Raw genomic sequence first — 19,699 nt, 5'->3', positions numbered from 1 at the left:
AGTTTACTTTGTGTAAAATCATTTGAGTATGAAAAAGTAGTTATGGAATTTTACTAAAATGATAGAGGTTTTATTTTGTTAATCAGTAAACAAAATGTGGAATGAGGTAGTAAATTGAACAGTAATGAAAAATTATCTTTGAATAAAGGGATGGTAAGACCAGAGAATATTGGACCTACTTTTCCGGTTCTTCCGCCAATTTATATTCCAACAGGAGCAACAGGAGCAACAGGAGCAACAGGAGCAACAGGAGCAACAGGAGCAACAGGAGTAACAGGAGTAACAGGGGCAACAGGAGCAACAGGAGCAACAGGAGCAACAGGAGCAACAGGAGTAATGGGAGTAACAGGAGCAACAGGAGTAATGGGAGTAACAGGAGCAACAGGAGCAACAGGAGCAACAGGAGCAACAGGAGTAACAGGCGCAACAGGAGTAATGGGAGTAACAGGAGCAACAGGAGCAACAGGAGCAACAGGAGTAACAGGGGCAACAGGAGTAATGGGAGTAACAGGAGCAACAGGAGTAATGGGAGTAACAGGAGCAACAGGAGCAACAGGAGCAACAGGAGCAACAGGAGCAACAGGAGTAACAGGAGTAACAGGAGTAACAGGAGTAACAGGAGCAACAGGAGCAACAGGAGCAATAGGTGCAACAGGAGTAACGGGAGTAACAGGAGTAACGGGAGTAACAGGGGCAACAGGAGTAACGGGAGTAACAGGAGTAACGGGAGTAACAGGGGCAACAGGAGTAACGGGAGCAACAGGAGTAACGGGAGTAACAGGGACAACAGGAGTAACAGGAGCAACAGGTCCAACTGGAGTTATTGGCCCCATAACAACAACTAATTTATTATTTTACACTTTTTCAGATGGAGAAAAACTTATATATACAGATTCAGATGGGCTAGCTCAATATGGTACAACTCACATATTATCTCCTGATGAGGTTTCGTACATTAATCTGTTTATTAATGGAATACTTCAACCACAACCATTATATCAGGTTAGTACTGGTCAGCTAACTTTATTAGATAATCAACCACCATCACAAGGTTCTTCAATTATTTTACAATTTATCATTATTAATTAAAAAAGACAGATTCTTAAATAAAAAGGATCTGTCTTTTTGCTCTACATTAAAGTAGTTAAAACTAAGTGACGATAAATTCGATTGTAATTGGAATTCCGCCGTCTAATGCATCTCCGCCAGGAATTGTAATAGCACCAGTAGGTCCAGTAGTAACACTGGAGTTCACACTAGGTTGAAGAATGCCGTTTACATATAAGTTATAATACGTAAAAGTCGGAAAAGCAGTTGCAGTAGTACCAGCATCGTTTAAACACAAGCTGTAGCAGCAATTGCAAAAGCTGCACCAGTTCCGGTTCCAGCTCCTAGTGTAGATGTGAATCTTCTGGATGCCATAAATGGTTGAATAATTGGCAATTAATTTTCACTCCCTAAATTATTTTTTGAACAAAGTATGGGATAACTTGTCCAATATATTGTATGAAAGTTTTTGATAATAGAAACGGCTTCATGATAATAGAAGGAACACAATTTTAGTAAAGGTATTGTTGTTAATTGGTGGTTATATGCCAATGTTTAGTTTTTATACTCAAGTTAAAATGTGCTTTTGAATCTAAGAGATAAACGTGGAAAAATAAAATAAACTCTTAAGTTTAGGTGTTTAATCTAAGCAGTCAATTATTAAAAACATATAATTAATATGTGAGTCATGAACATAATTAAATAACGTTTTAAAGTTTAATTATCATTCATGTTTCCTATTTTAAGTGAATTAAACCTATGCACAATTGTATAGCTCTTATAATAGGAAGACACTCAAATATAAAATAAGTAAGGAGGAAATAAATGTCACATAATAATTGTTTTGGTCATAATAACTGCAATAATCCGATTGTGTTCACTCCAGAATGTTGTAACAATCCACAAACAGTTCCAATTACTAGTGAGCAATTAGGTAGATTAATTACTTTATTAAACTCTTTAATTTCGGCAATTGCAGCGTTTTTTGCAAATCCAAGTGATGCAAACAGATTAGCTTTACTCAATTTGTTTACTCAGCTATTGAACTTACTAAATGAATTAGCACCTTCTCCAGAAGGAAATTTCTTAAAACAATTAATTCAAAGTATTATTAACTTACTACAATCTCCTAATCCAAATTTAGGTCAATTACTTTCTTTATTACAACAATTCTTCAGTGCTCTTGCACCATTCTTCTTCTCATTAATTATTGACCCTGCAAGTTTACAACTTTTATTAAACTTATTAACTCAATTAATTGGTGCTACTCCAGGAGGCGGCCCAACAGGTCCAACAGGTCCAACAGGTCCAGGAGGAGGAGCAACAGGTCCAACAGGTCCAACAGGTCCAGGAGGAGGAGCAACAGGTCCAACAGGAGCGACAGGTCCGACAGGTCCAACAGGCCCAACAGGAGCGACAGGTCCAGCAGGTACTGGTGGCGCAACAGGTCTAACAGGAGCAACAGGTGTAACTGGTGCAACAGGCCCAACGGGAGCAACAGGTGTAACTGGTGTAACTGGTGCAACAGGCCCAACAGGAGCGACAGGAGCAACAGGTCCAACAGGAGCAACAGGCCCAACAGGAGCGACAGGAGCAACAGGTTTGACAGGAGCAACAGGAGCAACTGGTGGTGGAGCTATTATTCCGTTTGCTTCAGGTACAACACCAGCTGCGTTAGTTAACGCATTAGTAGCAAATACAGGAACTCTTCTTGGATTTGGATTTAGTCAGCCTGGTGTAGCTTTAACGGGTGGAACTAGTATCACATTAGCGTTAGGCCTAGGTGATTATGCATTTGTAGCACCACGCGCAGGAACTATTACGTCATTAGCAGGTTTCTTTAGTGCAACAGCTGCATTATCTCCTTTATCACCTGTTCAAGTACAGATACAAATATTAACTGCACCTGCTGCAAGTAATACGTTTACAGTACAAGGCGCACCACTATTATTAACACCAGCATTTGCTGCGATAGCAATTGGTTCTACAGCATCAGGGATCATACCTGAAGCTATTCCAGTAGCAGCTGGGGATAAAATATTAGTATATGTTTCCTTAACAGCAGCAAGTCCAATAGCAGCAGTAGCTGGATTTGTAAGTGCAGGTATTAATATCGTCTAACTTGTAACAATGTCTGTTTGAAATGTGAACGGACACTTGTATATGGCCCTTCCTAATTTTATTAGGGAGGGCCATATTTTTGCGGGGAATAGGTAATAAATTAATTGGAAAAATATGATTTGTAATTTATGAAATAAGTTAATGAGCTTGCAATATTCCACATACATAATAAAGGCTGAACTCTATTAAAAATAGAATTCAGCCTTTCAATAAACTATATACTAGGGGAGTAAACAGTTTATTGTGAGTGATGAAATTTCATTGTCCAAATAAACTATTTGTTTTTATTACAGTTACATCCTTTTTTCTTTACATAGCCTTGCTCGGCTAAGTCTCTTTGTGATTGGGAATTGGAAGATTGAGAATTTGAGGATTGAGAGGATGCTGATGAACTACTATTTTTATTATGAGAGTAGTTTTTTCGGTAGTTATAATTACTCATAGTACTATCACCTCCAATTAAATATATAACTATTATATGTAGCTATTCTATTAATTGTTACGATAATAAATAGGAATGGGTATACAATAAAAAAATCTCCTACGTATTTTCCGAGGAGATAAATAATTGTCCTTTCATAATATAAATTAATATCCCCAGTAAAGAGGAAAATAATATGAATCTTGGTAATATAAATTTTGTTGTGGATTAGGAGGATGAGTTGCAGGGGGTATCGTTCCGCGGTTCTGATTACAATTTGCTGGAGGGCCAATTACTGTAGTGGATTGAATAGGGGATACCGCTTGTTTCCATTGTTGTTCATTGAGACAGTAAGTATGAGCCATTATATTAGCGGGGGTTAATCTTAAAATATCAGAACCAAAAATAACTTCTGGGGTTGGGGCGTCAAAAATAGCTAATAAATGAGTGTTATCTGCTGTAGCAATTTCGTAATGCCACCACGCTTGTGGAATGTTGGCAACTTGCCCCGGTTTTATTGGTAAGTTTAATATTTGATTTGTAAAAGGATTAAGTAAAGAAACAACCGCAGAGCCTGAAATGCAGTAAACAAGTTCAGCTGCATTTTGATGTATGTGAGGCTCTACAACATTTCCTGTACTTAAATAGATATCTAATAAAGAAGTGTTTTCTAACGTATTTAATTGTTTCACGCCAAGTACGTTTATATAATTTTGAGCATCTTTCTGAAAAAAATTACTTCTATTTAAATCATGAGTGAAGTTGGTTGAGGGGGAAGTGTAATCGATATTGGAAGTCAATTGTATTACCTGCCTTTCTATTAGTAAGTAAGGTTACAAAATTAGGATATGTGTCTAGTGTTTGTTATGTGCAGTTGTTGGTATCATAATAAATTTGCCTATCCCACACGAAATATGGGTTATTTAAGATAGTTTTTGCTGAATAATTAATTGTGGTTTAGCGGTATTGGCATAATTGAGTCACTCTAATGCCAAGTTTTGTTTTAGACCAAAATGGATTTCTATGATGTCAAAATGAGATACCTTTGTTTTAAGTGGAACAGGTATAACATTTATTTTGCTTTTTTCATGTTATGTGTAATGTTTGGAAATGCAGAGAAAGTAAAATCAATAATTGTAGCACCATCTGGTAAATAAATAGGTTGTAAATCTGAAGTATAAGCCGTTATGGTATTTTCAAATAGTTCATACGATACTAGATTTTGGAACGCAATTGTATTTGTAGTTAATAAATTGTTATTCACAATTGTATCATTCATTATTTTATCCGACTTTAATGGGCAGTAAGACCCCCACTTCAAAATTCAGCGAAAGCAAAGAAGTTAGGTGGGGGGCGGGTTGCCCATTAAAGTCCGATTGGTTCAACTAATAATCAGTGGGGGATGAAGAAAACACCCACTGATTACAGTTTCACTTTATATGGTGGTTAATCTTGAGAAACTTATGCATTTAGCATTTAAATGTAAAAATATAAAAAACGCATTTCTGAAGAAATGCGTTTTTTATTATTTTTCTAACATTTCAAGAGGTACGTCTTTTTCGCCGGCTACCTCAAATTTAATTTCCCCGTCTTCTTCATAAATACGTGAAATAATCGGTATAGTAATCATTAATTTTTTATGCTGCTTTCGCTTTCGAGCGGCATCTAAGCTAATCACGTTCATTATAAGCATCCTTTCTTCTAAAAATATATAAACAAAAGAAAATGCGTCCGGAAAGGGCGCTTAATTGAATTTGAAATACCGATTCATTTAAATGAGGTTTATATGATTTAACAACTGCAATTGAATTAAAAATAGTATGAATGGAATAATTGCACGTAGAAATTAACTTTACCAAAAAACGAAACAATATGCTATAAAAAATTTCAAATCTTTATCATATAACGAGAAAAAGGTTTTCGTTTCGCATATAATGAAAGTAGACGGGCAACGAGAGCTTTTTCATCATATTGCTTTGGAAAGGCGATGAAAAGAATGGATACGTTAGATTCATTATTATTTCAACTTGAACAATATGGAGAAGAGCATGATCGAAATAAAAAAACACGGGAAGAAAAATTACGGAATATTTCTCGTGAGATGGGGCAATTTTTATCAATTTTAGTAAAAGGGTGTAGTGCAAAAAACATTTTGGAAATTGGAACTTCTAATGGTTATTCTACATTGTGGTTAGCTAATGCGGTAGAAGAAACTAATGGAAATGTAACAACTGTAGAACTTTCTTCAGAACGAGTGGGAGAGGCACTTGCCAATTTTGAAAAGGCAAATCTTTTACAAAGGATTGATGTTCACAATCAAGAAGCAGGAGCATTTTTAGATTCACAACTAGATCATTCATTTGATTTTATTTTCCTAGATTCAGAGCGTACGCAATACATGTGGTGGCTGGAGCATATAAAACGCATTTTACAACCAAAAGGTCTTCTTGTTGTCGATAATGCTACTTCTCATGCGAGTGAATTAGTTGAGTTTATAAAAATGATTGAAGAAGATGAAATGTTTGAAACAGTATTATTGGCATTTCAAAATGGTGCATTTGTAGCGCGTAAGAAGAAATAGACTGTAGCGTAATATAATTATCACATTGAAAAAGCGTGTATGTCAAAAGATTGAGTGCAGTAGTATGGGAAGGACGTAATTTATATACGTAACATACGAAGAATCCGCCTTCAGCATGTCGGTCTCTAGGTCTTAAGTCTGAGGAAAATTATGTTGTTTACAGGTATACTTATAGTAAGAAACAGGGAATGACTGCATAAGCAGGTATTTCTTGAAAATTGATTTCATATAGGCTGTTTGCAAATGAAATACAATATATTAGATGAAATATAGTGCACATAAATTCGCACATATAAATAAAGGAGCGATTTTGTTGACTGAACTCGAGAAAAAAGAACCCGTATCAATTGTGAAAGATAATAATGTAGAAGTAGTAGTTGATACAGTTATAAAAGATGAAGAACTTGATGAATTAAACAAAGAAGCTGATCTTTATGTACAAAAGTTGAATAGCGAGCAAAATACAGATTTATCGAAAGTATTGTCTCAGCTAGGAGATTTAGGGGATAAAGAACAGCAAGCAGCAGGACAAACGCTATCAGCATTAAAACGTCCTGTTACAGCGATGATGAATGGAAAGAATGAAGAAATTCCAAATACATTGTTAGAATTACGCAAAGTAGTATCAGAGCTTGATCCCAATTCACTAAAAGCAAGTGGTATGAAGAAAATTATGTTTAAAGTATTCAAGAAAAATCCACTTGAAACATACGTGCATAAATATCAATCTATAGATAAGCAAATTGAGGAGATTATAAGATCACTTCTAATTGGTCGTGATAATTTACAAGAAGATACAGTTGGTCTTGAAATGCTTAAAGAGCAATCACACGATAAAATTCACGCGCTTGATAAGCAAGTATACTTAGGGAAAAAACTTGCTGGCATGCTGGAAGCTGAGAAACAAAATCCAGAACGTCAAAGGGATATTCCATTAATTAATGATGCATTAGAAAAGATTTTAGTGCGTACGCGCAATATGCAGCAAGCGAAAAGTGTGTTATTACAATCTATCGCATCAGTAGACATTATTAAGAAAAATAATGAAAAGTTAACAGAGGCAATTCGTAATGCAATTACGATGACACAAAACGTTGTAACAGTTTCTGCTGCTATCCAGTTAGCATTAACAAATCAACGTAAAACAATTGATGCAGTGAATGCAACAAATGAAGCAATTGAGTCTATGGTATTAAGTAATTCTCAGGCATTAAAACAAAATACAGAAGAAACAACGAAACTTCTTGAAAATCCTGCAATTAGCATGGATAAATTACGTGAATCATTCCAAAACGTATTCGCTGCGATTGAAGCTTCTGAGAAATCATCAGAACGTATTATCGAGTCAAGTAAGAAGTTTGTTATTGAACTAGACACATTTAACGATGAGATGAAGCAGAAACTTATTCAGCGTCCAAGGAAATAGCAGACTTTTAGAGGAGGTGAAAAAATGAGTTTCATTCAAACAGTACTAGTACTGTTAGGTACATTACTTTTAATCGCATTTACTGTCGTTGTATTAGTTGTATATTTCGGACGAAAACTGTATTTTTCGTGGACGAAGCCATATAAAAGAGCACACGATTCTTTAGATAAGTTATCGAATAAATCATTACCGTTTCTACAAGAATTTACACAACATCCACTCTTTTATCGCTGGATTCGTACGGAAGGAAAGAAAGAACAACATATATTAAACACGCTTTTCTGTGCATCGGGTCAACGTACGAGAGAGCAAGTATTCTCAATGTTACCGAAAGAAAAACAGAAAAAAGTACATGTAATGGCAAAAACAACGAAAAAACTTACAAATGAAGATATTGATGTAGCGGCGATGAAAATAAAAGATTTTTTAAGACAAGAAACGCAGCAAACAGTAAAGCCGACAGACTTATCGTTTTATAAATTGTATTTTTATGATCGATATCCAGATGCATTAAATACAATTCAAGCATATAAACGCTCAATAAATCCTTCATTACAACGAACGGTTGATGATATTACAATTTCAGTATTAAATGCTTTGCCATATTATCAAGAGCAGCGTATGTTTGAACAGCAACATAAACTTGAAACGTTCTTAATGAAAGATTTAACGGCGATGCTATCGTTAGTCGTACAATTACCACCTTCACAACGACCAGAAAAAGAAGAAGAGTTAAAAATCTACTTGCAAAATTTCCAAAAAGAAATGGAAGAAGTAGAGCGAGATATTCGTGACTCGATTGATCACGATTTGAATGTGAAGATGAGAGCAGCGACTGAGAAGTTTAAGAATAAGTAGAAGAGATTTCCTTGGAAGAGTTGGTACGTCCAGCTTTTTTGAGGGGATCTCTTTTTGTTAGAAAGTATCCTGCGATCAGAAATTACAGAATTAGTTGAAGTATTAATAAGTAAGGAAAACCCTTTTTTTATGATTGCATAATTGTTATACTGACAAATGTTGAAAATGTAAGATTCTATAAGAAACTCGTTTAAATAGTCAAAAACATGTATAGATAACTAGAATGGATCTTACGAAATACATAGTAGAGGAGTACATTTTTATAGTGGATACTTTGTTAATGTTTATTGGAATGATTGCTTTAATTGGAGCTATCTTATTTTTCATTGCGATGTTAGGAACGTTAATTATAAAGAACTATCGTTCGCGCTTGAAAAAATTTGCTATTATTTTTGGTTCATGTTTATCTGTGTTTATCGTTTCTTTAACATTAAGTCATATTTTTTATCCAATAACTGCAGAACAACAAGCTGAGATGGATAAAAAAGCTGAAGAAAAGAAACGGTTAGCGGCTAAAAAAGAAGAACAACAGAAAGCAGAAAAAGTAGAAGAAGAAAAAAATCCTGAAAAGGCGAGGAAAGAAAAAGAGAAGCAATTAGCAGAAGAAGAAAAGAAAATGAAACAAAAAGAAGAAGCAGATAGGTTGAAAGCAGAAGCAGAGCAACGCAAGAAGGAAGAGTCGGAAAAGAAAAAAGCAGAAGCAGAGCAACGTAAAAAAGAAGAGGAAGAAAAGAAGAAAATAGAAGAAGAGAAACAGAAAGCAGAAGCAGAGGCGCGTAAGGCAGAAACACAACAAAAGGTGTTGGAATCAAATTATAGATCAGCATATGCTATTCATAGTAAAAAACTAACAGATTCTTTAAATCAGACCGGTAATCTTTTAGTAAATAATAAAATTGGGGATGAGGAATGGACGATTAAATTAGCTGCGAGTCTAATTATGTTACAAGATGTAACTCAGAATCCACCAAACGCTCAAGTACCTGACAAATTCAAAGAAGTTAATAGTTTATATTTGCAGGCTTTAGAGAAATTTAATCAATCTGCGAAGTTAACTCCAGAAGCTTTGGATGAAGGAAATACAAATAAAATGCAAAGAGCTACAAATTTAATGAATGATGGTGGAGAAATTCTTAAAAGTGCGAATTCCTTATTAAAAGAAATGATGTAGTTTAATTGATAATATGAAAACTACCTATTCAAAAAAGAATAGGTAGTTTTTTGTGTATACTATTTTGCTTTTACAGTGGTCTTACTAGAAGCAACACTTTCATTATGCAATCGATCAACCGCAGTTACTACATACGTATATGTTTCTCCAGGAATAGCCGTTTTATCTACATAAATTTCTCCAGGCTTTGTCTTTCTTACAGTAGTAAGTAAATTTTTCGGATTTTGTATATCCACTTCATTTTTTCCATTCACACGGTAAATGGCGTAATAAGCAGAGTCATTCTCTCTATCATCAATAATACCTACAGCAATCCCTTCATCTCTTGGAATGGCACCTTTTAAAGTAGGTTGTTTTGGTGGTTCATGATCAAGCCAAGGCATAGGTGGGACTAATGCAGGATGTTTATATATGTCTTTTGATAGTCTATCTTTCACTCCAAGTGGATTATTATTAATGTCTTTTAAGCTAAAATGCATACTACCTTTAATTTGAGGATATAGCCGGTTTAATGCAATCTGTCTTGGATATTCTTCAGGATCAGACCAAGCGGGGACAGAGTTATTATTAATTTTATAGGCTGCCTGACCGATGTATAGGTGGATCGGTTTATTATTTGTTTCTTTTACCCACCAATCTACTAATATGTCATATGCAGCAGGAGTGAAACCTATATTCCAATATATTTGCGGTGTGATGTAGTCAATGTAACCTTTTCGTATCCACTCACGTGTATCAGCATAAAGATCATCAAAGTTTCTTTGGCCGGCAGTTGTGTTAGAGCCAGTCGGATCATCAGCTATATTTCGCCATACGCCAAATGGGCTAATGCCAAATTTCACATATGACTTTTCTTGTTTAATAGCAGTATTTAAATCTCTTACAAGTTCATTTACATTGTCACGTCGCCAATCTTCTATATTTGTAAATCTACCGTTATTATATAATTCGTACGTTTTTTGATCGGGGAATTGTTCACCCGCCACTTTATATGGATAAAAATAATCATCCATATGTAATGCATCAACATCGTAATTTTGTACGATTTCTAAAGCACCTTCAGTTATAAACTTTTTTACTTCTGGAATACCGGGGTTGTAATATAATTTTCCGCCATAAGGTACAACCCAATCCGGGTGCTGTCTTGCAGGGTGATTATTTGATAATCGATTTATATCAGTGTGATTCATCGTTATTCGGTATGGATTAATCCATGCGTGGAATTCTATATTTCTTTTATGTGCTTCTTCAATCATAAATGCTAGTGGGTCGTATCCGGGATCTTTTCCTTGTGTACCGGTAATATATTCAGACCACGGTCCGTAATTGGAAGGATAAAAGGCATCAGCAGTTGGTTTTATTTGTACAATGACTGCATTCATACCAGTGTTTTTTACATCGTCTAATAATTTAATAAATTCTTGTTTTTGATTTTCAATTGGTAAACCAGTTTTTGAGGGCCAATCAATATTAAGAACAGATGCAATCCATACAGCACGTAATTCGTGTTTTTTGTACGTAGTAGTTACTTCAGCATAAGTAAAGTGAGGGGAAATGAAAGAGAAAGGGATGAACAAGATGACGATGCAACATATCATAAATAAACGTTTAACAATCATGTATACGCCTCCCTATCATATGATTATCTAAGATAATATACGAGGTAAGGTTGGCCTTGCAATAGAGAACATTGCATATTGAAACATTAATTTAATAGGAAAAATATTTTTACTGAAATTTACTTTCAGTATAACTAAATTCTTTTACTTCTTCATATGCTTGTTAGTAAAGTGAAACTTCCTTTCATTTGAAGGGTAGTAAATTATAAGTATAGGAGGATTCATAAATGAAGGTTTTGTTCGTTTGTTCTGGAGGAATGTCCAGTGCAATTGTTGTAAACGCTTTAAAAAAAGAGGCGGAGAAAAAGGGTATGAACATGGAAGTGCATGCGATTGGAACAAATGAGGTAGAGGAAGAAGTAAAGAATGGCTGGGACGTTGTAATGGTTGCACCTCAAGTTAGACATCGATTTGATTCTGTTAAAAAATTCGCAGAAGAGGAATCTATCCCGTGCGGTATTATACCGCCGCAAGCATACACGCCGCTTGGTGGACCAACTTTATTAAAAACTGTAAATGATTTAATTCGTTAGGGGGAAGCGTTATGAATAAGTTTGTCACGTTTCTTGATAAAAATTTATCTGGACCGATGGCAAGGCTTTCTGAACAAAGGCATTTACAAGCAATCCGTGATGGAGTTATTTCAGCATTACCGTTTATCATCGTAGGAAGTTTCTTTTTAATCGTAGCATTTCCACCATTACCGAAAGATAGCTTCATATCAGTTTGGGCATTAAAGAATCAAACAAGTATATTAATACCATATCGGTTAACTATGTTTATTATGTCTTTATATATAGCATTTGGAATAGGATATAATTTGGCGAAAAGTTATAAACTAGATGCTTTATCAGGAGCACAGCTTGCAGTATGTTCACTGCTATTAACATTAACCCCCGAATTAATTGATAAAAAAGGATTTATGCTTCCGATGACAAATCTCGGAGGTCATGGGTTATTCGTGACGATGATTGTTTCTATTTTATCCGTAGAGATTTTAAGATTTTGTAAGAAGAAAAATGTAATGATTAAAATGCCAGAACAAGTACCGCCATCTGTGTCGCGTTCATTTGAAGCACTTATACCTGCTGCATTCGTTATTATTATAATGAGTCTAGTAACTGTCGTTTTTAGCATTGATTTACACCATGTTGTTGATACATTAGCAGCACCATTAGTAAAAGCTGGGGATAGTTACTTCGGTGTAATGATTCCAGTGTTTTTAATTACGTTTTTTTGGTCATTCGGAATCCATGGTGTGTCGGTTGTTGGAACTGTTGCTCGGCCATTATGGGAAGTATACCTAGGGAAAAATGGAGAAGCTGTTGCTAGTGGAGCAGATCAATTGCCATTTATTTCACCAGAGCCGTTATATCAATGGTTTATATGGATTGGTGGTTCTGGTGCGACATTAGGGCTTGTATTAGCTATGATTGTATTTGGTCGATCAAAATATTCGAAAGCATTATCAAGAACTTGTATTGTTCCGGGTATTTTTAATATAAATGAGCCAGTCATATTCGGATTACCGATTGTACTAAATCCAATTTTAATTATCCCATTTATCATTACACCACTTGTAACGGCAACTGTTGCATATTCTGCAACTGCGATGGGATTTGTAACACCAACGCATATTATGCCGCCGTGGACATTACCGGCTCCAATTGGTGCTTATTTAGCAACAGGTGGGGATTGGCGTGCGATTGTATTAGTTTTTATAAATATAGCAATATCGTTCCTTATATATTTACCATTCTTTAAAATGTACGATAAAAATATGCTTGAAATTGAGAAGAATGGTGAAGGGGAATCTGTTAATCCATAATCTCTATGCTTTAATTTATGAGTGATAGGTATTTTGCCTATCACTTCTTTCACATGAAGTCCAGAGAGGATGAAATAGAATGAATATAAAATTTAGTTATAAAGGTGTATTTTTATTATTATTTGGAGTGATATGTGCGAATTTACTTTTTGTGCCTTTATTAAGAATGCTACATCTATCACAAATGCATAGTATATGGGTCGTTACAAGCATTGCGGCAAGTATTTTGCTTACAATAGTTGTTTCTTTTATTGATGGATCGTTTGTATCAAAAGCTCAGTTGTTTTATAGATTTATATTCTTTTCGATCGGTTGTACGTTTGTAACTTACATGATTGTTTTTTAATAAATAGGAGGTCACGCATGTTATGTATATTGCAGGGGTAATGTCCGGTACGTCATTAGATGGAATAGATGTAGCGCTCGTTCGTATAGAAGGAAGCGGTGTAGATTCAAAAGTTGAACTCATCCATTTTACTACTGTGCCATTTCGTAATGATATAAAAAATGAAATTCAGCAAGTATTATCAATAGAAAATTCAAATGTCCAACTCATATGTAGTTTAAATTTTAAGTTAGGTTTATGTTTCGCCAAAGCCGTAAAGGAAGTTTGTAAAGAGGCCAATTTTCCTTTGAGACAATTAGATTTAATAAGTTCTCACGGACAAACGATTTACCATCAGCCAAAGCCAGAAGGTAATATGATATCTTCCACATTGCAAATTGGGGAACCTGCAGTAATAGCATATGAAACGAACACGACGGTTATCTCGAATTTCCGAACGATGGACATGGCAGCAGGAGGACAAGGTGCACCACTTGTGCCATATTCAGAGGTCATTTTGTATCGTGATCCAAGTAAAAATAGACTACTACAAAATATCGGTGGGATTAGTAATGTTACAGTAATACCAAGTCAAAAAAGTGATCAAAACGTTATAGCTTTTGATACTGGTCCAGGAAATATGGTAATGGATGAAGTATGTCAAAGGTTATTTCAGTTGCCATATGATCAAAATGGTAACATTGCAAAACAAGGAGTAGTTGTAGAAGAAATTTTGACATATTGTATGAATCATTCATTTTTGAAAATGCATCCACCGAAATCAACAGGTAGAGAACAGTTTGGAGAAGAATTTGTCATAGAGTTATTGAAGCGGTTTGAAAAGCATAGTAAAGAAAATATATTGACGACTGTCACGATGTTTACAGCAAGTTCAATTGTTCATCATTATAAGGAGTTTATTTTGCCGTATTATGAAATTGATGAGGTAATTTTAGGTGGTGGCGGAAGTTATAATAGCACACTTGTTGAAATGATACGGTATGGATTGAAGGATGAAAAATGTACAATATTCATTCAAGAAGATATAGGCTATTCTTCAGAGGCGAAAGAAGCAATCGCCTTTGCCATTTTAGCAAACGAAACGCATCATCGTAATCCGAGTAATGTGCCAAGCGCAACAGGTGCAAAGAAATCTGTAATTTTAGGGAATGTAACGTACCCTTCAATATGAAGAAAATGAGGAGAACGTATATGAAGTATATGATTGGAATAGATGGCGGGGGAACGAAGACAGAAGCGATTGCGTTTGATAAAGACGGAAATGAACTTGTAAGAGCTACAAGTGGTTTTGGAAATATATTAATAGATTTTGAAGAAGCTCTTGTGCATATTATGGAGGCGATTGATCAATGCCAGAAAGGTTTATTAAATGAGCATTGCGTTTGTATCTGTTTAGGATTAGCGGGTGTAAGCGGAGCAAATACAAATGAATTAACAATACGTCTAAAAAAGAAGTATGGAATACAAATTGCAATTTTTAATGATGCAATGATAGCACATGCAGCCGCTTTAGAAGGGAAGGATGGAATTTTAACGATTGGTGGCACAGGCGCGATTTGTCTAGGGAGAAAAGGAGATGTATACGAGTATAGCGGCGGATGGGGACATATTTTAGGAGATGAAGGAAGTGGATATTGGATTGCATTACAAGCTTTAAAGAGAATGGCAAATCAATTTGATCAAGGAGTTAGACTTTGTCCATTAAGCTTAAGAATTCAAGACGAGTTTCAACTTTTGACAGCGTCTCATATAAAAAGGCTAGTATATAGATCTTCAAAAGATAAAGTTGCAGCAATCACACCATTAGTTATTCGGGAAGCTAGAAATGGAAATGATGCTGCACATGAAATTATGATGCGAGCTGGAAAGGAATTAGCAAGGATTACGATAGATGTTTATAACAAGATGCAGTTTGATTTATCAGCTTCAATTGCGGTAAGTGGCAGCATATTGCGTTTCGTTCCTGAAATATATGATGAATTTAAGAAATGCTGTGAGAAAAGTGTAGGAGAAGTTACATTTGTATTACAATCCGAACCAGCAGTGAAAGGAACATATTATTTAATGAAAAATATGTATTTTAAAAAATAGCTGCATGAGAATTTTTGTATGAATTGTAAATATATGATGTTAAAATGTATAAAGGGATGTGGATAAAAAGTACAATATACATAGTTTTTGAATATTGTATAAGTACTCCTACGTAGAAAGTGAATGATTATATGATTAATAGTATGCAGTTTTTGTATTTGGTCGCTTCTTATTTATTTGGAAACATATTGACTGCTTATATAGTAACGAAATGGAGACATGACGTTGATATTCGGAATGAAGGAAGCGGAAATCCCGGCGCAAGAAATATGGGACGTGTATATGGAAAAGGGTATTTTATCGTTACATTTTTAGGTGATGCAATTAAAGGGGCAATCGTAGTTTTTATTGCAGAATATCTCTTTGAAGATGCTACATTCGTAATGTTAGCTTTACTAGCTGTCTTACTTGGACATATTTACCCAATTGTATTTAAAGGCAAGGGCGGAAAAGGCATTTCAACATTTATTGGAGGATTAATCGCATTTGATTATTTGATAGCGCTTACTCTTGTTGCTGTTTTCGTTATAGTTTATTTAATCTTTAAAGGTTTTACTAAGCCGGGGTTAATTACAATCGCTTGTTTACCAGTATGCATGATTTTGTATTCTTACTCTATTGTTACGACTATGTTAAGTGCTCTTATCATTGTACTTATTTTATATGTAAATCGAGAATGAAATGAACTTTTAATAAGTGGGGTTAATCTCCACTTATCATTTTTATTAAATACATAAAGGAGAGAAGGCATGGGGTTAATATATAAAGTTGCTGATCAAGATTGCGAATTTGAACATATACATAAATTGAATTATAAAACATTTGTAGAAGAAATTCCGCAACATGAAGAAACGAAAGATCGTGTTCGTATAGATCGTTTTCATGAAGAAAATACATATTTAATTTGTTTAGAGGACGATAAGTTAGTAGGTATGGTTGCGCTGCGAGGAAAAAGACCATTCTCGTTAGATTATAAAATTTCAAATTTAGATGTTTATTTGCAAGAGCATGGAGAAAATGTGTATGAAATTCGTTTACTTTCAGTAGAACGTGAATATCGAAATGGAAGAGCATTGTTAGGATTAATTCGCTTTTTACATCGTTATTTGCTTCTAAATGGATATGAATTGGCACTCATTTCTGCGACAACACGTGAACTACCTTTATATGAGCAAATGGGGTTCAAATCTTTCCATACGTTAGTTGGTACAGAAGCAGCAGCCTTTCAGCCAATGTATGTTACTCCTGCTATGTTTGAAGAGTCGAGTGTTGGGGGCATTATGACGAAAGAATATACGTTTTTACCTGGTCCAGTAGATATTGAAGAAAATGTTCGAAAGGCATTTTCTACTAAGCCGATTTCACATCGTTCTAAGTCATTTCATGTGACGATGGAAAATGTGAAAAAACGTTTACTACAAATGACAAAAGCAAAACGTGTGCAAATCATGTTAGGAACAGGGACGTTAGCAAATGATGCCATTGCTTTACAGTTACGCTCTTTAAAAGGAAAAGGACTAGTATTAACGAATGGGGAATTTGGCAATAGATTAGTTGGACACGCAACACGCGCGCAATTACATTTTGATACGTATAAAAAGGAAATGGGACAACCATTTATTTCTACAGAATTAGAACAAATAATGGAAGCTGGAAATTATGAGTGGCTTTGGTTTGTTCACCATGAAACATCTACCGGAATGTTAAATGATTTAGACGAGTTAAATGCATCATGTGAAAAGTATAAAGTAAAACTATGTGTAGATTGTATTAGCTCAATTGGAGCGATACCGATAGATTTAAAGGATGTATATTTTGCCAGTGGCGTGAGCGGAAAGGCAATTAAATCGTTTACTGGATTATCCTTCGTTTTTCATAATCATAATGTGAAAATAAACGAGACGTTACCGTTCTATATGGATATTGGTATGTACGAAGAAAATGAAAGTATTCCGTATTCTCATTCATGGAATTTAATTTATGCATTGCAAGAAGCGTTGAAGAGATTTGAAGATGAAAAAGCATTTGTAAAAATTAAAGAGACATATGCTTATATGGAAGAAGCTATTACTAATATAGGCTTAAAACTTGTTTCACCTAAAGAACATGCCGCACCAATTATACTTACGATTCAATTAAATGGAGGTCTTTCTTCTAAAGCGGTCGGTGATGCGTTAGCGTTACAAGGATATATTGTCCATTATGAATCAGCGTACTTACAAAAGAATAACTGGATCCAAATCGCATGCCTAAATCATTATAAAGAACGTGATATAAAGAGGATGTTAAATTGTTTGCAGATGTATGTATTACAGAGTGGGGTACATATATAAAGACTTTTTCATTTCGTATAAAGGAGCTGCAACTTACGAAAACTTAGGAATAGAACATTGGAAGAGGTGTTAGCATGATAACTAAAAAATTACCATTACATATAGAGGATATTAAAAAAGCTCAAAACATTTTGGATAGAAATGCACGTAAAACTCCATTAGTAAAATCATTTTATTTGACTAGTAAAACTGGCGGAGAAATTCACTTGAAACTAGAAAATATGCAATTAACGGGTTCTTTTAAATTTCGTGGTGCGTTTAATAAAATGTCACAGCTGACAGATCAAGAAAAAGAGAGAGGCGTAATTGCATGTTCAGCAGGTAATCATGCACAAGGAGTTGCATTATCTGCTCATTTACTTGGTATAAAGAGTAAAATTGTAATGCCAATTTCTGCACCTCAGGCGAAAGTTGATGCAACGAAAGGATATGGATCTGAAGTGGTTTTACATGGTAAAACCTTTGATGATGCGAAGGCAAAATGTGAGGAGATTATTAAGGAAACAGGTGAAACATACTTACATCCGTATGACGATGTAGAAGTAATGGCAGGTCAAGGTACAATAGGATTAGATATTCTTGACGATATGTGGGATGTTGATACTATCATTGTGCCAATTGGTGGAGGCGGAATTATTTCTGGTATTTCTGTAGCATTGAAATCTTTTAATCCATCAATCAATATAATTGGTGTACAAGCAGAAAATGTTCATGGGATGAAGGCATCTTATGATAAAGGTGTAATAGTAGAACATTATGAAGCACCTACTATTGCAGATGGTTGTGCAGTTAAAATACCAGGGGAACTAACATTTGAAATTGTAAAAGAATTAGTAGATGATATTGTAACAGTATCGGAAAAAGAGCTGGAAGTAGCGATGAAAGACTTATTACAACGTGGGAAAACTGTTGTAGAAGGTGCAGGTGCATTAGCTACTGCTGCACTACTTGCAGGGAAAGTGGATACATATATTAAAGAGAAAAAAGTAGTAGCTGTTATATCTGGTGGGAACGTAGATTTACAGCGTATTTCGAGTGTTTGTGAGCAATTTTTTGTGGCGAATGAAGTAAAATAATATTTTTAAAATAGTTTTATGAGCGAGGAGCTAAGAGAGATGATTTTAGCTCTTCTTTTTTGTCTACTGTTTACTGTAAGTAGTAATACACTTGCAGTATTTGGTGTTTAATGAATTGCTTTATTGAAACGCCTATTTTTACACATATCTTTAATGTTATAATAATTATTTCAATATTGTCGAAACGTAAGCAGAAATTTAATATAATAGTTTTAACGTGCTAATGAGCGGTGAGGAGGGTAGGTCATGAATAAAGAAGAACAGGTCATGAACGGTTTCAGGGAATTATATAATAAGCTGGTTTGGCTTAATAAAGATAAGATGGAAGAAGGTCTTAAAGGTTTTAAGTCTTCTGAAGTTCACTGCATGGAATATATTGAAAATAATGCAGATTCTAACGTGACACAACTCGCAGAGGCTTTTTATGTAACTCGTGGTGCTATAAGTAGGATGACTAAGAAGCTCATGAAAAAAGGCCTTATTGAAAGTTATCAAAAGTTAGACAATAAAAAAGAGATCTATTTTAAGCTTACTGAACAAGGGAAAGAGATCTATAAAATACATGAAGACTTGCACAAAGAGTTTCAAGAGCGGGATAAAGTCGTATTTGAGCAAGTAACTGAAGAAGAATTCGACAGTATAATTAGCTTTGTGGAAAAGTATAGTAGACATTTGGATGCAGAAATAAAGAAACAAGGTATACATATTAAGTCGTAATAAATTTAAATAATAAAAAGGTAGCCTTACTCCTGTGAATAGGCTACCTTTTTATTATTGTATT

The 19,699-nt window shown here is 34.8% G+C and carries 18 protein-coding genes and 2 pseudogenes; 15 read left to right on the top strand and 5 right to left on the bottom strand.

From position 1 onward, the window contains the following. Positions 1-114 precede the first annotated feature (114 nt). Entirely contained in the window at positions 115-1,089 is a 975-nt protein-coding gene (locus tag ACTFRS_RS06445) for a DUF4183 domain-containing protein (protein WP_440023910.1), read from the top strand. 61 nt (positions 1,090-1,150) lie between these two features. Here ACTFRS_RS06445 and ACTFRS_RS06440 read toward each other — a convergent pair. Further along, positions 1,151-1,443 (bottom strand): annotated as a pseudogene (locus ACTFRS_RS06440) (DUF4183 domain-containing protein). A gap of 429 nt (positions 1,444-1,872) precedes the next feature. On the opposite strand from ACTFRS_RS06440, the gene ACTFRS_RS06435 reads away from it, so the two are divergent. Beyond that, positions 1,873-3,168 (top strand): exosporium glycoprotein BclB-related protein, encoded by a 1,296-nt coding sequence (locus ACTFRS_RS06435; protein ID WP_318160718.1) that lies wholly within the window; start codon positions 1,873-1,875, stop codon positions 3,166-3,168. 588 nt (positions 3,169-3,756) lie between these two features. Here ACTFRS_RS06435 and ACTFRS_RS06430 read toward each other — a convergent pair. The 3 genes and pseudogenes from ACTFRS_RS06430 to ACTFRS_RS06420 form a co-directional block, all read right to left on the bottom strand. Next, on the bottom strand, positions 3,757-4,389 hold the full coding sequence (locus tag ACTFRS_RS06430; protein WP_242294942.1) for a cupin domain-containing protein: 633 nt from the start codon (positions 4,387-4,389) through the stop codon (positions 3,757-3,759). 180 nt (positions 4,390-4,569) lie between these two features. Continuing rightward, positions 4,570-4,880 (bottom strand): annotated as a pseudogene (locus ACTFRS_RS06425) (TGS domain-containing protein); the annotation flags it as partial. A 234-nt stretch (positions 4,881-5,114) separates the two neighbouring features. Continuing rightward, positions 5,115-5,273 (bottom strand): hypothetical protein, encoded by a 159-nt coding sequence (locus tag ACTFRS_RS06420; RefSeq protein WP_001100983.1) that lies wholly within the window; start codon positions 5,271-5,273, stop codon positions 5,115-5,117. A gap of 303 nt (positions 5,274-5,576) precedes the next feature. On the opposite strand from ACTFRS_RS06420, the gene ACTFRS_RS06415 reads away from it, so the two are divergent. The 4 genes from ACTFRS_RS06415 (at position 5,577) to ACTFRS_RS06400 (ending at position 9,625) form a co-directional block, all read left to right on the top strand. Continuing rightward, positions 5,577-6,170: an O-methyltransferase gene (locus ACTFRS_RS06415; protein WP_029141122.1), complete on the top strand. Its 594-nt coding sequence runs from the start codon at positions 5,577-5,579 to the stop codon at positions 6,168-6,170. Positions 6,171-6,483: 313 nt separating this feature from the next. Then, entirely contained in the window at positions 6,484-7,596 is a 1,113-nt protein-coding gene (locus tag ACTFRS_RS06410) for a toxic anion resistance protein (protein WP_000137402.1), read from the top strand. 24 nt (positions 7,597-7,620) lie between these two features. Beyond that, a complete protein-coding gene (locus ACTFRS_RS06405; protein ID WP_242294941.1) occupies positions 7,621-8,454 on the top strand; it encodes a DUF3974 domain-containing protein in 834 nt (277 codons plus the stop codon). Positions 8,455-8,719: 265 nt separating this feature from the next. Next, complete coding sequence (locus ACTFRS_RS06400) at positions 8,720-9,625, top strand: hypothetical protein (RefSeq protein WP_318160713.1); 906 nt, start codon at positions 8,720-8,722, stop codon at positions 9,623-9,625. A 59-nt stretch (positions 9,626-9,684) separates the two neighbouring features. On the opposite strand, the gene ACTFRS_RS06395 is transcribed toward ACTFRS_RS06400, so the two are convergent. Beyond that, positions 9,685-11,244, bottom strand: a complete 1,560-nt coding sequence (locus tag ACTFRS_RS06395; RefSeq protein WP_242293674.1) for a glycoside hydrolase family 10 protein — start codon at positions 11,242-11,244, stop codon at positions 9,685-9,687. Positions 11,245-11,471: 227 nt separating this feature from the next. On the opposite strand from ACTFRS_RS06395, the gene ACTFRS_RS06390 reads away from it, so the two are divergent. From ACTFRS_RS06390 to ACTFRS_RS06350, 9 genes are all read left to right on the top strand, one after another. Further along, positions 11,472-11,777, top strand: coding sequence for a PTS sugar transporter subunit IIB (locus ACTFRS_RS06390; RefSeq protein WP_000865887.1), 306 nt, complete (start codon positions 11,472-11,474; stop codon positions 11,775-11,777). Between the two features lie 11 nt (positions 11,778-11,788). Then, the gene (locus tag ACTFRS_RS06385) at positions 11,789-13,072 is read left to right on the top strand and encodes a PTS sugar transporter subunit IIC (protein ID WP_139869178.1); all 1,284 of its coding nucleotides are present in this window, start codon (positions 11,789-11,791) and stop codon (positions 13,070-13,072) included. 79 nt (positions 13,073-13,151) lie between these two features. Continuing rightward, positions 13,152-13,418, top strand: coding sequence for a hypothetical protein (locus ACTFRS_RS06380; RefSeq protein WP_440023914.1), 267 nt, complete (start codon positions 13,152-13,154; stop codon positions 13,416-13,418). A 22-nt stretch (positions 13,419-13,440) separates the two neighbouring features. Next, on the top strand, positions 13,441-14,589 hold the full coding sequence (anmK, locus tag ACTFRS_RS06375) for an anhydro-N-acetylmuramic acid kinase AnmK (RefSeq protein ID WP_440023916.1): 1,149 nt from the start codon (positions 13,441-13,443) through the stop codon (positions 14,587-14,589). A 20-nt stretch (positions 14,590-14,609) separates the two neighbouring features. Then, positions 14,610-15,509 (top strand): BadF/BadG/BcrA/BcrD ATPase family protein, encoded by a 900-nt coding sequence (locus ACTFRS_RS06370; protein ID WP_242293671.1) that lies wholly within the window; start codon positions 14,610-14,612, stop codon positions 15,507-15,509. Between the two features lie 131 nt (positions 15,510-15,640). Further along, a complete protein-coding gene (plsY, locus tag ACTFRS_RS06365; RefSeq protein WP_139869174.1) occupies positions 15,641-16,189 on the top strand; it encodes a glycerol-3-phosphate 1-O-acyltransferase PlsY in 549 nt (182 codons plus the stop codon). A gap of 69 nt (positions 16,190-16,258) precedes the next feature. Next, the gene (locus ACTFRS_RS06360) at positions 16,259-17,842 is read left to right on the top strand and encodes an aminotransferase class V-fold PLP-dependent enzyme (protein WP_440023919.1); all 1,584 of its coding nucleotides are present in this window, start codon (positions 16,259-16,261) and stop codon (positions 17,840-17,842) included. A gap of 74 nt (positions 17,843-17,916) precedes the next feature. Further along, entirely contained in the window at positions 17,917-18,918 is a 1,002-nt protein-coding gene (tdcB, locus tag ACTFRS_RS06355) for a bifunctional threonine ammonia-lyase/L-serine ammonia-lyase TdcB (RefSeq protein WP_440023921.1), read from the top strand. 246 nt (positions 18,919-19,164) lie between these two features. Then, on the top strand, positions 19,165-19,635 hold the full coding sequence (locus tag ACTFRS_RS06350; RefSeq protein WP_440023923.1) for a MarR family transcriptional regulator: 471 nt from the start codon (positions 19,165-19,167) through the stop codon (positions 19,633-19,635). Positions 19,636-19,699 lie beyond the last annotated feature (64 nt).

This window comes from Bacillus cereus group sp. MYBK139-1 (assembly GCF_051916915.1).
GTDB classification, from domain to species: Bacteria; Bacillota; Bacilli; order Bacillales; family Bacillaceae_G; genus Bacillus_A; species Bacillus_A pacificus.
The sequence above is the reverse complement of the archived record's forward strand: the minus strand, read 5'-3'. Positions and strand labels throughout refer to the sequence as shown.

What these genes read in the sequence shown, in the direction of transcription:
- ACTFRS_RS06435 (WP_318160718.1), top strand. Translation starts at nt 1,873, where the DNA reads ATGTCACATAATAATTGTTTTGGTCATAATAACTGCAATAATCCGATT.
- ACTFRS_RS06420 (WP_001100983.1), bottom strand. Translation starts at nt 5,273, where the DNA reads ATGAACGTGATTAGCTTAGATGCCGCTCGAAAGCGAAAGCAGCATAAA.
- ACTFRS_RS06415 (WP_029141122.1), top strand. Translation starts at nt 5,577, where the DNA reads ATGAAAAGAATGGATACGTTAGATTCATTATTATTTCAACTTGAACAA.
- ACTFRS_RS06405 (WP_242294941.1), top strand. Translation starts at nt 7,621, where the DNA reads ATGAGTTTCATTCAAACAGTACTAGTACTGTTAGGTACATTACTTTTA.
- ACTFRS_RS06395 (WP_242293674.1), bottom strand. Translation starts at nt 11,244, where the DNA reads ATGATTGTTAAACGTTTATTTATGATATGTTGCATCGTCATCTTGTTC.
- ACTFRS_RS06390 (WP_000865887.1), top strand. Translation starts at nt 11,472, where the DNA reads ATGAAGGTTTTGTTCGTTTGTTCTGGAGGAATGTCCAGTGCAATTGTT.
- ACTFRS_RS06385 (WP_139869178.1), top strand. Translation starts at nt 11,789, where the DNA reads ATGAATAAGTTTGTCACGTTTCTTGATAAAAATTTATCTGGACCGATG.
- ACTFRS_RS06380 (WP_440023914.1), top strand. Translation starts at nt 13,152, where the DNA reads ATGAATATAAAATTTAGTTATAAAGGTGTATTTTTATTATTATTTGGA.
- anmK (WP_440023916.1), top strand. Translation starts at nt 13,441, where the DNA reads ATGTATATTGCAGGGGTAATGTCCGGTACGTCATTAGATGGAATAGAT.
- ACTFRS_RS06370 (WP_242293671.1), top strand. Translation starts at nt 14,610, where the DNA reads ATGAAGTATATGATTGGAATAGATGGCGGGGGAACGAAGACAGAAGCG.
- plsY (WP_139869174.1), top strand. Translation starts at nt 15,641, where the DNA reads ATGATTAATAGTATGCAGTTTTTGTATTTGGTCGCTTCTTATTTATTT.
- ACTFRS_RS06360 (WP_440023919.1), top strand. Translation starts at nt 16,259, where the DNA reads ATGGGGTTAATATATAAAGTTGCTGATCAAGATTGCGAATTTGAACAT.
- tdcB (WP_440023921.1), top strand. Translation starts at nt 17,917, where the DNA reads ATGATAACTAAAAAATTACCATTACATATAGAGGATATTAAAAAAGCT.
- ACTFRS_RS06350 (WP_440023923.1), top strand. Translation starts at nt 19,165, where the DNA reads ATGAATAAAGAAGAACAGGTCATGAACGGTTTCAGGGAATTATATAAT.